Annotated in this window: 7 protein-coding genes and 5 pseudogenes; all 12 read left to right on the top strand. The window is 43.4% G+C overall.

Going from position 1 to position 14,010, the window contains the following annotated elements:
- The first annotated feature begins 14 nt into the window (after window positions 1–14).
- The 12 genes and pseudogenes from N4T56_RS19465 to N4T56_RS19410 all read left to right on the top strand — a co-directional run bounded on the left by N4T56_RS19465 (window position 15) and on the right by N4T56_RS19410 (window position 13,958).
- A pseudogene (locus N4T56_RS19465) lies at window positions 15–2,863 on the top strand (formate dehydrogenase subunit alpha).
- Between the two features lie 27 nt (window positions 2,864–2,890).
- A complete protein-coding gene (fdh3B, locus tag N4T56_RS19460) occupies window positions 2,891–3,487 on the top strand; it encodes a formate dehydrogenase FDH3 subunit beta (RefSeq protein ID WP_188919402.1) in 597 nt (198 codons plus the stop codon).
- A gap of 47 nt (window positions 3,488–3,534) precedes the next feature.
- Window positions 3,535–4,550 (top strand): annotated as a pseudogene (locus N4T56_RS19455) (formate dehydrogenase subunit gamma).
- Between the two features lie 277 nt (window positions 4,551–4,827).
- Window positions 4,828–5,061 (top strand): hypothetical protein, encoded by a 234-nt coding sequence (locus tag N4T56_RS19450; protein ID WP_261734342.1) that lies wholly within the window; start codon window positions 4,828–4,830, stop codon window positions 5,059–5,061.
- 84 nt (window positions 5,062–5,145) lie between these two features.
- Window positions 5,146–5,940: an EcsC family protein gene (locus N4T56_RS19445; protein WP_261734341.1), complete on the top strand. Its 795-nt coding sequence runs from the start codon at window positions 5,146–5,148 to the stop codon at window positions 5,938–5,940.
- 104 nt (window positions 5,941–6,044) lie between these two features.
- A pseudogene (locus N4T56_RS19440) lies at window positions 6,045–6,929 on the top strand (formate/nitrite transporter family protein).
- A gap of 89 nt (window positions 6,930–7,018) precedes the next feature.
- On the top strand, window positions 7,019–8,011 hold the full coding sequence (locus N4T56_RS19435; protein ID WP_261734340.1) for an alpha/beta fold hydrolase: 993 nt from the start codon (window positions 7,019–7,021) through the stop codon (window positions 8,009–8,011).
- 421 nt (window positions 8,012–8,432) lie between these two features.
- Window positions 8,433–8,630, top strand: coding sequence for a formate dehydrogenase (locus N4T56_RS19430; protein WP_261734339.1), 198 nt, complete (start codon window positions 8,433–8,435; stop codon window positions 8,628–8,630).
- An 18-nt stretch (window positions 8,631–8,648) separates the two neighbouring features.
- Window positions 8,649–11,508: pseudogene (locus N4T56_RS19425) on the top strand (formate dehydrogenase subunit alpha).
- 28 nt (window positions 11,509–11,536) lie between these two features.
- Window positions 11,537–12,105 (top strand): annotated as a pseudogene (gene fdh3B / locus N4T56_RS19420) (formate dehydrogenase FDH3 subunit beta).
- A 79-nt stretch (window positions 12,106–12,184) separates the two neighbouring features.
- Window positions 12,185–13,156 carry a formate dehydrogenase subunit gamma gene (locus N4T56_RS19415; protein ID WP_261734338.1) on the top strand — a complete coding sequence of 324 codons (972 nt, stop codon included), beginning with the start codon at window positions 12,185–12,187 and terminating at the stop codon, window positions 13,154–13,156.
- A 358-nt stretch (window positions 13,157–13,514) separates the two neighbouring features.
- Window positions 13,515–13,958: a GNAT family N-acetyltransferase gene (locus N4T56_RS19410; RefSeq protein WP_261734337.1), complete on the top strand. Its 444-nt coding sequence runs from the start codon at window positions 13,515–13,517 to the stop codon at window positions 13,956–13,958.
- The last annotated feature ends 52 nt before the right edge of the window (window positions 13,959–14,010 follow it).

Raw genomic sequence — 14,010 nt, 5'->3', positions numbered from 1 at the left:
AAGGAGAGTGTGTGATGCGATTAACCCGCAAATCAGACACAGTCGAGACTAAAACAACGTCCGGCTTAGGTCTTAACCGACGTCAATTCCTCAAGTCTGCCAGTTTGGCGACAGGTGGTATTGCCGCAGCGTCAATGCTTGGTGCAGGTATGATGCGTAAAGCAGAGGCAAAAGACGTGCCTCATAACGCACCTACAGAAGTGAAAAGAACCATTTGTTCTCACTGTTCTGTTGGTTGTGGTATTTATGCTGAAGTACAAAATGGTGTATGGACAGGGCAAGAGCCTGCGTTCGACCATCCATTTAACCAAGGTGGACACTGTGCTAAAGGTGCTGCATTACGTGAGCATGGCCACGGTGAAAAACGCTTAAAATACCCAATGAAGTTAGAAGGTGGTAAATGGAAGCGCCTATCATGGGAGCAAGCCATCAATGAAGTAGGCGACAAAATGGAATCAATTCGTCAAGAATCTGATCCTGATTCAGTTTACTTTATGGGTAGTGCTAAATTTTCAAACGAACAAGCTTATATGTATCGCAAATTAGCGGCAATGTGGGGCACTAACAATGTCGATCACTCTGCACGTATTTGTCACTCTACCACGGTAGCCGGTGTTGCAAACACTTGGGGCTACGGTGCGCAAACTAACTCGTTTAACGACATCCGCAACTCAAAATGCATGATGTTTATTGGTTCTAACCCATGTGAAGCTCACCCAGTGGCGATGCAACACATTTTAATTGGTAAAGAACGCGGCGCTAAAATTATTGTGGTTGACCCACGCTTTACCCGTACCGCGGCTAAGTCTGATGAATATGTTCATATTCGTCCAGGTACCGACATTCCATTTATTTATGGTCTGTTATGGCATATTTTCGAAAACGGCTGGCAAGATGATTCGTTCATTTCTCAACGTGTATACGGCATGGAACGTATCCAAGAAGAAGTGAAAAAATACACGCCAGAAGAAGTCGAAAACATTGCCGGTGTACCTAAAGCGCAAATGTATCGCGTAGCCAAAATGATGGCTGAAACTAAGCCAGGCACTATCGTATGGTGTATGGGTGGTACTCAGCATCACATCGGTAACGCTAACACCCGTGCTTACTGTATTTTACAGCTAGCCCTTGGCAACATGGGTATCGAAGGCGGCGGAACCAACATTTTCCGTGGTCACGATAACGTGCAGGGTGCAACAGACTTTGGTTTGTTATTTGATAACTTACCCGGTTACTACGGTTTAACGTCAGGTGCATGGACCATTGGTCAAATGTATGGGATCTCGAACCAAGCTGGGTTAAAGATCGTTTTGACCAAGGTGAATACCTAGGTCAATCACCACAAACATCTGCAGGTATTCCTTGTTCGCGCTGGCACGATGGTGTGTTAGAAGACAAAGCCAAGATTGCCCAAAAAGACAACATTCGTTTGGGATTCTTCTGGGGTCAGTCTGTTAACACCGAAACTCGTGGCCGTGAAGTGCGTGAAGCGCTTAACAAGATGGACACGATTGTGGTTGTCGATCCATTCCCAACCATGGCGGGTGTTATGCACGAACGCCAAGATGGCGTGTATTTGCTGCCAGCAGCAACTCAGTTTGAAACCTATGGTTCAGTATCAGCATCTAACCGTTCACTTCAGTGGCGCTCACAAGTGATTGAGCCACTATTTGAGTCGTTACCTGACCACGTTATTATGTACAAATTGGCCAAAAAATGGGGCGTTGCAGATCAATTCTGTAAGCACATTAAAGTCAATGGTGACGAGCCATTAGTGGAAGATATCACCCGTGAATTTAACACAGGTATGTGGACTATTGGTTACACAGGCCAAAGCCCAGAACGTTTGAAAATGCACCAAGAAAACTGGGGCACCTTCGACGTTGAATCACTAGAAGCACCTGGCGGCTCAGCTAAAGGCGAAACTTATGGTTTACCTTGGCCATGTTGGGGCACACCAGAACAGAAACACCCTGGTTCGCAAATTCTGTATCGCACAGGCCGTGAAGTGAAAGACGGTGGTGGTAACTTCCGTGCACGTTATGGTGTTGAACACGAAGGTAATAATATTCTTGCAGAAGGTTCTTTCTCGAAAGGGGCTGAAATTCAAGACGGTTACCCAGAGTTTACTGCCGACATGCTTAAACAGCTTGGCTGGTGGGACGACCTAACGGCTGAAGAGAAAGTCAAAGCTGAAGGTAAAAACTGGAAAACAGATATCTCTGGTGGTATTCAACGTGTGGCAATTAAGCATGGTTGTATGCCTTACGGTAACGCTAAAGCGCGTTGTATCGTATGGAACTTCCCTGATGACATTCCATTACACCGCGAACCGCTATACACGCCACGTCGTGACTTAGTGGCTAAGTACCCCACTTATGAAGACCGTATGGTGGCGCGTCTCCCTACACTTTATAAGTCAATTCAAGACAAGGATTTTGCTACTGACTTCCCACTTGCTGTCACAACTGGTCGTTTGGTTGAGTACGAAGGTGGTGGTGAAGAAACCCGTTGTAACCCATGGCTTGCAGAACTTCAGCAAGAAATGTTTATCGAGATCAACCCAGCCGATGCTGCAGATCGCGGTTTACGTGATGGTGATGACGTGTTTGTTCACAGTCCAGAAGGGGCAAAAATTACCGTTAAGGCAATGGTGACACCACGTGTTATTGCTGGCGAATGTTTTATGCCGTACCACTTTGCGGGTGTATTTGAAGGCAAGAGCCTAGAGAAAAACTACCCAGAAGGCACAGTACCTTACATTATTGGTGAATCAGCCAACACGGTAATGACCTATGGCTATGACGTTGTGACTCAGATGCAAGAGACTAAGTCTAGCTTGTGTCAGATCAGCAAAGCCTAACAACACTTGATGAGGAGATAAGCCATTATGGCAGTCATGAAATTTCTGTGTGACACCAAACGCTGCATCGAGTGTAACGGTTGCGTCACAGCTTGTAAAAACGAAAACGACTCTGCTTTAGAGTGGGGTATTCAGCGTCGCCGCGTGGTGACAATTAACGATGGTGAACCAGGAGAAGCATCAATATCCGTTGCTTGTATGCATTGTACCGACGCGCCTTGTATGGCCGTATGTCCTGCTGACTGTTTCTACCGTACCGAAGACGGCATTGTGTTACACAACAAAGATACTTGTATCGGTTGTGGATACTGTTTCTATGCTTGTCCGTTTGGTGCACCGCAGTTCCCTAAAAAGACTGCATTTGGTAGCCGCGGCAAAATGGATAAATGTACTTTCTGTGCGGGCGGCCCTGAAGAAGATCATTCTGATGCAGAGCGCCAAAAATACGGTGCTAACCGTATTGCAGAAGGTAAATTACCAATGTGTGCCGAGTTGTGTTCAACAAAAGCGTTACTTGCGGGCGATGCAGGCATTGTGTCTGACATTTACCGCCAACGTATGGCAACACGCGGTAATCCAAATGTGATTTGGGGCTACAATCCTAAAACAGGTGAAATGATCTAACCAGAGCATAGGCTGCGATTAAGTTCGCAGCCATTTAAGGAGTGACAATGTTAACTTTAACGTTAAACAAATCACTGCGCAGGATGTTTGCTCTGTTGGTTCTGTGTATGGGATTGGGCTTGGTCACATCGCCGGTGTATGCCGCTGATGAACAATCTAGCCAGCAACAAGCAAAGTCTAAATCCAGCGATGCAGATCTCTGGCGTGCAGTTAAAGCCGGCGAACCGGGATACAGTACAGATAAAGGCTTAGAAGCCGATGTGCTTATCAATGTCGCAGGTAATGAAGGAAAGGCCTTGCGAAATACCTACCTAAAACCTGCAATCGGCTTAGCTGTGATAGGGGTTTTTGGTGCCTTTTTAGTGTTTTACTTAGTCAATGGTCCATCTAAACTGAGTAAAGGCTTTTCAGGCAAAATGGTACTTCGTTGGAGTAAAAGCGATCTGTGGTTACATTGGATTATGGCGATATCTTGCCTAACGCTAATGGTAACGGGTATCGTCATTATGCTCGGGCGACATTTTCTTGCACCTTATGTGGGTGAAGGAATATGAGCCGGTATCATCGCATTTAGTAAGTTTACTCACGACTGGTCGGGCCTATCTTCATGGTCTCTTGGTTGTTGTGTATTATTAAGTGGATGCCATTACAAACCTTTAAAATGTACGATTTAAAATGGTTTTTAGTGGTGGGTGGCTACATTAACTTTGATCCGTTTAAAGGCAAGCATCCTGACAGTGGATTTGCTAACGCGGGTGAAAAAATGTGGTTTTGGATCTTAGCTATTTTTGGTCTAAGCATCAGTGCTACAGGGGTCATGTTAGTGTTCCCTACACTTGATTTACCAAGAGAGTTGTCGTTGCTTGCCTTGTTAGTGCATGGTGTCAGCGCCGCAATCTTAATCGCGTTTACGATTGTGCATATTTGGATGGCAACCGTACTCAGTGAAGGTGGTATGGAGTGTATGGTATCTGGCTATTGTGACGAAAACTGGGCTTCGCAGCACCACAATGTGTGGTACGACGAAATCAAAGCCGATGGCACGTTAAAATACAAAGAGTAACCCTATAAAGTAAGTGTCAACACACTTGTTTATGGTAAAGATAAAACACCTTGTTAGGTAACTTACAAGGTGTTTTTTATTGGTATTTTTTTGTTTTGACTGATTGTTGTATGGTGAGTTCAGCGGTGTAATTAATATGATCCCAATGTGGTCATGATCAAAGGCTATCCTCATGAGTCGAGAAAGAGGTATGTTATTAAATATTGTGAAAATGGCATGATTAGCCCACCTAAGCGACAGTTTTTTGCTAATACATCTATGATTAAAAGAGGCAGTAATGGCAAGCTCAAAAAATGATAAAACACCCGTTGATGAAAATGTTGATGATAGTGTTACTTATGATATGTCACAACGAGGTAGCCAGGTTGATAATCCTTTAGAGGCGATTAAAGCTATGCGTTTAGGTCAATTGTCTGTTTGCCGCCTCAAAACCGAGCAAGAAATGCACGAAATGGTAAAGAAAGCAACAAGTACCAGAGTCGTCAGTCATAATGTAAAAACAGATGACTAAGTTTGGAACTGGCTTTGTTGTATAAATAACTGAAGGTCTTTACATTTTTTTGCCACGTCGTTGCGATACCAGTAAGGGGACTCGTTGAATATTTCAGAATCGCATTACAAAGAACTTGTTATTGCCAAATCGCTATTAGAAAACCCTGGATTAGCAGTAAAAATAAGCCACTTTATTGGTACGCCAATTGAAAAGGGTTTAGCGTTACTGCCTGCTAACTGGAATAAAAATATCGCCAAAGTCACTGAAAAATCATTAATGAAAGCCTCTGAAGCCGCTATTTTTACCATGAAAGATATTCCCGGTGAAGCGTCATCTAATCGTTGGCACAAATTAGGTGCTGCAGTGAGTGGTGGTGTAGGTGGTTTTTTTGGTTTGACAGCCATTGCTGTTGAACTGCCGGTTTCTACATCGATTATGTTGCGATCTATTGCGGATATTGCCCGCAGTGAAGGTGAATTAATTACCTCTCTCGACACAAAAATGGCTTGCTTAGAAGTGTTTGCTTTAGGCGGCGCGAGTGATTTAGACGATAGCAGTGAATCAGGTTATTTTGCGGTGAGAGCAGCATTAGCAAAGTCGGTGTCGGAGGCGGCTGAATTTATGGTGACAAAAGGGATAACCGACGAAGCTGCACCAATTTTGGTGAAACTCATCAGCAATATTGCTGAAAAGTTTGGCGTACAAGTTACCCAAAAAGCCGCGGCTCAAGCTTTACCGGCGATTGGCGCAGCAGGTGGTGCAATCATCAATACTGTGTTTATTGATCACTTTCAAGACATGGCCAGAGGCCATTTTATTGTCCGAAAGTTAGAGCGACTATATGGCTGTGATACAGTTAGAAAAGCTTACAACTTGTTACCTAACAACACGTATTAGCCGCCAGCGAATCTCGCTTTTGCATTAGCGCCAATCAATCAACAAGATAGGGTATTTTTAAGTAAGAGGCACCAGAGCAATTTATTGCAGAAAAGGATAGCGACATGACAGAAAATGGACCATCTCAACCTAATCACGACGCGGTGAAACGTGAGGCGCGTGAGCAAGAAATAAGCCCATCTGAAATCGCCTTGACCGGTGCAGATCGTGAAGCCGTTGCAGAAAATAGTAGCCTGTCGTCGTTGACTGTTTACTCAATCATAATGCGCGAAGGACAAGAAGAATTAGAACGTCCCTTATTATCTTTGTGGTGGTCAGGCATTGCCGCCGGCATTGGTATTTCATCTTCGGTATTAGCCGAAGCTGTTATCCGCAGCAATCTGGGTAGCGATCATCCTTACTTATCTTTAATTGAGAGTCTGGGTTATACCTTTGGTTTTGTTTTGGTAATTTTAGCCAGGCTGCAATTATTTACCGAGAATACCATTACCGTTATTTTGCCCCTACTAGCCGATACAACAAAACATCATTTAGCCAGAACAACCCGTCTATGAGCCGTTGTGTTAACTGCAAATTTTGTCGGGACTTTTTTTACTGCAGCGATGGTGGTGTATGGCCACATTTTAACCGAAGATATTGTTAGTGCCATATTACAGATATCACGGCATGTAGCAGAGTTATCCCCATCAGAATCGTTATTACGCGGTATTCCTGCAGGATTCTTTATCGCAGCACTCGTGTGGATGCTGCCGTCAGCAAAAGGTTCATCATTGATGTTGATCATGATGTTCACCTGGTTAATTGCGGCAGGTGAGTTTACTCACGTTATTGCCGGCTCTAATGAAATATTTACTTTAGTGCTTAATGGCGAGCTGCATTTTGTTATGGCACTGTCATTACACATTGAGCCAATGTTGCTTGGCAATATCATTGGCGGTACAGGCTTATTTGCCATGCTAGCTTATGGCCAAGTTCGCCAAGAAATGTAACAACTTAAGAGGTGAAAATTACGATGTTGTGTGAAGCGTAAATCACTGGCATTGTGTATTTTTGTTTATGATTTTTTAATGAGATCAATATGAAGAACTTTTTTTTAATATTATTAAGCCTTGTTTTGCTCGTGCCGCGAGCATTCGCTGACGAACCTGTAACCTACAACAAAGAGTTAGATGGTTTTGAATATCCTTTTGAAGTTAAAACGTTTAACTTTAATTCGCAAAAAACCGACTTAGCCATGCGCTATATGGACATTGGCGACAAAGATGCCAAAAAAGTGATGGTGTTATTGCACGGTAAAAACTTCTCGGGATATTACTGGGAACAAGTCGCTAATGACCTGCTTAAAAACGGTTATCGAGTGATTATTCCTGACCAGATTGGTTTTGGTAAATCAACTAAACCCGACTTTTATCAATACAGTTTTGGTCAGCTGGCGCTCAATACAAAATTGTTGTTGGACAGCATAGAGGTTAACCAGATTGAGCTTGTTGGCCATTCAATGGGGGGCATGCTTGCGACAACCTTTGCGGTTAATTATCCAAGTACGGTCAGTAAACTGATTTTGATTAACCCAATTGGCTTAGAAGATTACAGCCAGTATGTGCAATTTAAAGACGTAAATTTTTTCTACAAAAACGAACTAGGCAAAACCTTAGACAAAGCACGTAACTATCAAAAAGCTAATTATTATGCCGGTAAATGGTCTAGTGAGTATGAAAAGTTATTAGTGCCGTTACAAGGTATGTTGGCTGGCGGTGATTGGCCTATCGTAGCTTGGAATAATGCCCTCACTTATGGATCTATATTCTCTGAAAATGTCGTTGATAGATTTTCTCAGATAACCAGTGAAACGGTACTCATTATCGGTACCCGAGATCAAACCTACCCAGGCCTGGGTTGGCTAAAAGAAGGGGTTAGCAGAAAATTAGGCGAGTATAAAAAATTAGGTGTTAACGCACATCAGTTAATTAAAGGCTCAACCTTAATCGAACTTGAAGGGTTAGGTCATATGCCACAAATAGAAGACTACCCAGTATTTATTGAGGCATTTCATCAAGCTATTGCTGAATAATCTTATGCAGCGGGACATTACAACCTCTTTTTATGGGGGGTTGTATCACAATAAACTGACGAAATTTAACGATATTATTATCACCTCGAGGGTCTCCTCGGGGTTTTTTTATACTCTCCTACCTCAAAAAGTACCATCGCTAAATAGCATTTATTCAGCAGATTAAGCTTTATTAAACCAAGGTAATTTAGTGTTTAATTTTTGAACAGTTATATGTGTGATCTATAAGGCATTTCTAACTTTTTAAGCCAGTAAAGTCTCCCTTCCTTAATGTAGATCAATTTACCACAGCACTATCCCTCTTAATATCACCTCGAAATTTTAAACACTGTGCTTAAGCAAGGTGTTCAGTCCGCACTTTTTAGCAAGATGGCAGCATTGGCAACATGTTAAAAAGTGTTTCCTTTTCGATGGAGATTACATGAGTAAGCAACAACCTGATCTGAATCGTAGATCTTTGCTGAAAGCTATCACTATTGGTAGTACAGCAAGCGTCGCTATTGCCGCGACAGGCATTAAGGTTGCCAACGCAACAGAGCAAAGTGCAAGCACTTCTCACATTAAAGGCTATCAAGAAACAGCCCACATTCGCAGTTATTACGATAGCTTACGCGGCTAGTTTAGGAGAATTTTAGCGATGAAATTAACTCGCAAGTCAGATACGGCTCCTACCAATAATGCTTCTAATAAGCTTGGTATTAATCGTCGTCAGTTTATGAAACAAATGGGTGTTGCAACAGGTGGTATCGCTGCAGCGTCAATGATGGGCACAGGTATGATCCGCCGCGCAGAAGCGAAAGATGTACCTCATAATGCACCTACTGAAATCAAACGAACTATTTGTAGTGCGTGTGCGGTAGGTTGTGGTTTATACGCTGAAGTACAAAATGGTGTGTGGACTGGCCAAGAGCCAGCATTTGACCATCCATTTAACGCCGGCGGTCATTGTGCTAAAGGTGCTGCATTACGTGAGCATGGCCACGGTGAAAAACGCCTTAAATACCCAATGAAATTAGTGGGTGGAAAGTGGAAAAAAATCTCTTGGGATCAAGCTTTTAATGAAGTTGGCGATAAGATGATGGATATCCGTAAAGAGTCATGATCCTGATTCTGTTTACTTTATGGGTAGCGCTAAGTTTTCTAACGAAGGCTGCTACATGTATCGTAAACTTGCCGCGATGTGGGGCACCAACAATGTCGACCATTCAGCGCGTATTTGTCACTCTACCACGGTAGCCGGTGTTGCAAACACTTGGGGCTACGGTGCGCAAACTAACTCTTTTAATGATATTCAGAATGCACATGCAATCTTCTTTATCGGTGCGAACCCTGCAGAGGCGCATCCGGTTGCAATGCAACATATCTTAATCGCCAAAGAAAAAAACAACGCTAAATTAGTTGTAGTTGATCCGCGTTTCTCACGCACCGCTGCACACGCTGATTTACACTGTGGTCTTCGTCCTGGTACTGATATTCCATTTATTTACGGTATGTTATGGCATATTTTTGAAAACGGTTGGGAAGATAAGAACTTTATTGACCAACGTGTTTTTGCTATGGATTCTATTCGCGAAGAAGTGAAGAAGTTCCCTCCTAAAGAAGTGGCACACATTACTGGTTGTAGCGAAGAAGAAGTCTACCAAGCTGCTAAAATCATGGCCGAAAACCGTCCAGGTACCGTTATCTGGTGTATGGGTGGTACTCAGCATCACGTGGGTAATGCCAACACTCGTGCCTACTGTATTTTACAGCTTGCTTTAGGCAACATGGGTATTCAAGGTGGTGGTACTAACATCTTCCGTGGTCACGATAACGTGCAAGGTGCAACAGACTTGGGTCTGTTATTTGATACTTTACCAGGTTATTACGGTTTAACTTCAGGCGCTTGGGCACATTGGAGCAACGTTTGGAGCTTAGATTTAGATTGGGTTAAATCACGTTTTGACCAAAACGAATACTTAGGCCGTGTGCCTATGAATACACCTGGTATTCCTTGTTCTCGCTGGCATGACGGTGTGTTAGAAACACCTGAAAAACTTGCCCAAAAAGACAATATTCGTTTGGGATTCTTCTGGGGTCAGTCTGTTAACACTGAAACTCGTCAGTCAGATGTACGTGATGCGTTAGACAAGATGGAAACCGTCGTTGTTGTGGATCCATTCCCAACCATGGCCGGTGTAATGCATCGTCGCCAAGATGGTGTGTACTTGTTACCTGCCGCGACTCAGTTTGAAACTGAAGGTTCTGTGTCAAACTCAGGCCGTAGCCAGCAATGGCGTGAAAAAGTTATCGAGCCATTATTTGAGTCGAAAACAGACCTTGAAATCATGTACCGCTTATCGCAAAAGCTGGGCATCGATAAAGAATACACCAAGCGCATCGCCAAAAATGCTGACGATCTTCTAGTGATTGAAGACATTACCCGCGAAATTAACCGCGGTATGTGGACTATTGGTATGTCAGGCCAAAGCCCTGAACGTCTTAAGCTACATACCCAAAACTGGGGCTTATTTAGCAATAAGACTCTAGAAGCGCTTGGCGGCGAAGTGAAAGGTGAAACCTATGGTCTACCTTGGCCATGTTGGGGCACACCAGAACAGAAACACCCTGGCACTCAAATTTTGTATAACACAAATAAACATGTATTGCAGGGCGGTGGTAACTTCCGTGCACGTTATGGTGTTGAGTACGAAGGTAAAAATTTACTTGCCGAAGGCAGTTTCTCTGTTGGTTCTGAAATTGAAGACGGTTACCCAGAGTTTACCGCAGACATGCTTAAACAGCTTGGCTGGTGGGATGATTTAACTGCAGAAGAGAAGCAACATGCAGACGGTCACAACTGGAAAACTGATATTTCAGGTGGTATTCAGCGTGTGGCAATGAAGCATGGCTGTATTCCTTACGGTAACGCTAAAGCGCGTTGTATTGTTTGGAACTTCCCTGACCAAGTGCCTGTACACCGTGAGCCGCTTTATACACCGCGTCGCGATCTTGTGGCTAAGTATCCTACTTACAATGATATGCAAGTACACCGTTTACCGACCTTGTATAAATCAATTCAAGACCACGACAGTTCAGCTAAATATCCACTAGCACTGACTTCGGGTCGTTTAGTTGAATATGAAGGTGGTGGTGAAGAGTCTCGCTCTAATCCTTGGCTTGCTGAACTTCAACAACAAATGTTTGTTGAAATTAGCCCTGCAGATGCTGCTGATCGTGGCCTGCGTGATGGCGATACAGTATGGCTTGAAGGTGCTGAAGGTGGCCGAATTAAGATTAAAGCGATGGTTACGCCACGTGTTAAGCCTGGTGTTACCTGGATGCCATACCACTTTGCTGGTGTGATGCACGGCGAGAGTTTGGCGGCTAACTATCCAGAAGGCACTGTGCCTTACGTTATCGGTGAATCGGCTAACACTGCATTGACTTATGGTTATGATCCTGTGACTCAAATGCAGGAAACCAAAGCGTCACTTTGTCAGATTGTAAAAGCGTAATTGCAGTTAAGCTAGGAGAATTGCCAATATGGCTACAATGAAATTTTTATGTGATACCAAGCGCTGCATTGAATGTAATGGCTGTGTCACTGCATGTAAAAACGAAAACGACTCTGCTTTAGAGTGGGGTATTCAACGTCGCCGCGTGGTGACACTCAAAGACGGTGAGCCAGGTGAAGCATCAATATCTGTTGCCTGTATGCACTGTACCGACGCACCTTGTATGGCGGTATGCCCTACAGATTGCTTCTACCGTACCGAAGACGGCATAGTGCTACACAACAAAGATACCTGTATCGGTTGTGGCTACTGTTTCTATGCGTGTCCTTTTGGCGCACCTCAGTTCCCACAAAAGTCAACATTTGGTGGTCGTGGCAAAATGGACAAATGTACTTTCTGTGCTGGCGGCCTGAAGAAGATCATTCTGAAGCAGAGCGCCTCAAATACGGTTCTAACCGTATTGCTGAAGGTAAGTTGCCAATGTGTGCTGAGTTATGTGCAACTAAATCGTTGCTTGCGGGTGATGCCGGTGTGGTATCAAATATCTACCGTGAGCGTGTTGCTTCTCGTGGTTCTAACAATGCAATTTGGGGTTAATTCTCTGTTGTTAAGTTAGTCTCCAAGTGTTGCTAGGTATTCAAGATATTGAGCACCTAGCGACTCAAAAGGATGTAACATGAAAAATATACTAATCGCGTTATCTGTGGCGCTGAGTTTACTTTTTTGTGGTTTTGCCCTGGCAAATACCGCAGAAGAGCCGAGCTCAGCCAACGAGTTAATGTGGACTCAAGTAAAAGATGGTGCTCAAGGCGTTACCACGTCTCAAGGCCAGGCTCATAACCAGCTCATTAATACCTACGACATGCGTGTGTTTCAGCTACGTAGCGACTTATTAGCACCCGCCATTATGGCTGCGTTATTTGGCATGATTATCGTGTTTGTGTTGTTTATTAAAGTAAACGGCATTTCAAAATTACACGGTGGTTTTTCTGGCAAAATGGTGCACCGCTGGTCAAAGTTTGATGTCAGTATTCACTGGTTGGGTGCAATACCTTGCTTATTACTGATTTTAACTGGGTTAACCTTGTTAGCGGGTCGTTTCTTTTTCCACCCATATTTGAGTGAAGGCTTATGGGCTGGGTTAATTAATGCCGCTAAGTTAGTGCATGACTACATGGCCATTCCATTTATGTTCGGTTGGCTACTGATGACCGTGCTTTGGGCTAAAAATCAAATGCCAAAAATGTACGACATCAAGTGGATGCTCTATGTTGGTGGTTATATTAATTTTGGTTCATTTAAAGGTAAGCACCCTGACGCAGGTTTTGCTAACGCCGGTGAAAAACTATGGTTTTGGACGTTTGCACTATTTGGCCTAGTGATTTGTGCCTCAGGCATGTTGTTACTGTTCCCAAATATATTTGAACCAAGCCGTACCCTGAGCTTAATCGCTTTAGTGCTTCACTCGGTGAGCGCCATTATTATTACCGCGTTTTCTATCGTGCATATCTTTATGGCGACAGTCATGTCTGAAGGCGGTATGGAGTGTATGGTCTCTGGCTACTGCGACGAAAACTGGGCGACTCAACATCACAACTTGTGGTTTGATGAGATCAAAGAAAATGGCACCTTAACTTACAAAAAGTAAATTAATGGCGTGTCATTTGGTAAACACCTTATTGGGCAACTGATAAGGTGTTTCTATTTATGCCTCAAAAAAGAGGCTTATTGATTAATCATGGTTTAATGCATTACCTTGAGCCACAGCATATCGCACAAAGCATTAGGTAACATGTTCATGCTCTTGATGTTATTTATCGCCATAGTGTCTTTGTTTATGCCTGCTCAATTAGGCTCGCTATTTTTTAATCATTTTTGGTTACATACACTTACTCAGCCTACTAACGCTTTACGCGGTACCTGCAGGGTTAATTGTTGCAGGCACATTTTCTGTTATGCCGGGTCGGTTATTACATCGTTGGTTAGTGAGATAAAGAGAGGGCATTATGACTTACCAGTTTGTTGAAGGTACGGTAGAAGATATTGTCGCGGTACTTGCAGTCGTACCTGAGTTTGGCAATAGCATCACGGCAACCACAATAGCTGAGCGTCTTGCGGGTAAAAGTGCGTTAATTTTAGTGGCTAAGTACGATTCAACGCCGATTGGTTTTAAAGTGGGTTATTCGCTCAATCATGATGAGTTTTACAGCTGGCTTGGCGGTGTTGCACCACAGCACAGAGAAATGAAAGTTGCTTCTCAATTACGCCAATTGCAAGAGTCTTGGGCTGTTAGGCATGGATTTAAAGCGATTAGGGTTAAGTCCATGAATCAGTTTCCCAACATGTTACATATGCTGATTGCCAGTGGTTATCATATCTGTGGTTATGAAAATAATGGTGCAACCACGAACAGCAAAATTGCCTTTATAAAAAACATCGCGCAGACATAATATTAATCGCGTAATGGTATGACTTCTGTGGATGTTGATATTTAATACTGCT

The sequence above is a fragment of the Shewanella phaeophyticola genome, assembly GCF_025398315.1.
In the GTDB taxonomy this organism is placed as follows: Bacteria; Pseudomonadota; Gammaproteobacteria; order Enterobacterales; family Shewanellaceae; genus Shewanella; species Shewanella phaeophyticola.
This window is presented reverse-complemented; position numbering and strand designations above follow the sequence as displayed.

Bases quoted from the DNA above. Each gene is read 5' to 3' on its own strand.
- fdh3B (WP_188919402.1), top strand. From the start codon at position 2,891: ATGGCAGTCATGAAATTTCTGTGTGACACCAAACGCTGCATCGAGTGT.
- N4T56_RS19450 (WP_261734342.1), top strand. From the start codon at position 4,828: ATGGCAAGCTCAAAAAATGATAAAACACCCGTTGATGAAAATGTTGAT.
- N4T56_RS19410 (WP_261734337.1), top strand. From the start codon at position 13,515: ATGACTTACCAGTTTGTTGAAGGTACGGTAGAAGATATTGTCGCGGTA.
- N4T56_RS19435 (WP_261734340.1), top strand. From the start codon at position 7,019: ATGAAGAACTTTTTTTTAATATTATTAAGCCTTGTTTTGCTCGTGCCG.
- N4T56_RS19430 (WP_261734339.1), top strand. From the start codon at position 8,433: ATGAGTAAGCAACAACCTGATCTGAATCGTAGATCTTTGCTGAAAGCT.
- N4T56_RS19415 (WP_261734338.1), top strand. From the start codon at position 12,185: ATGAAAAATATACTAATCGCGTTATCTGTGGCGCTGAGTTTACTTTTT.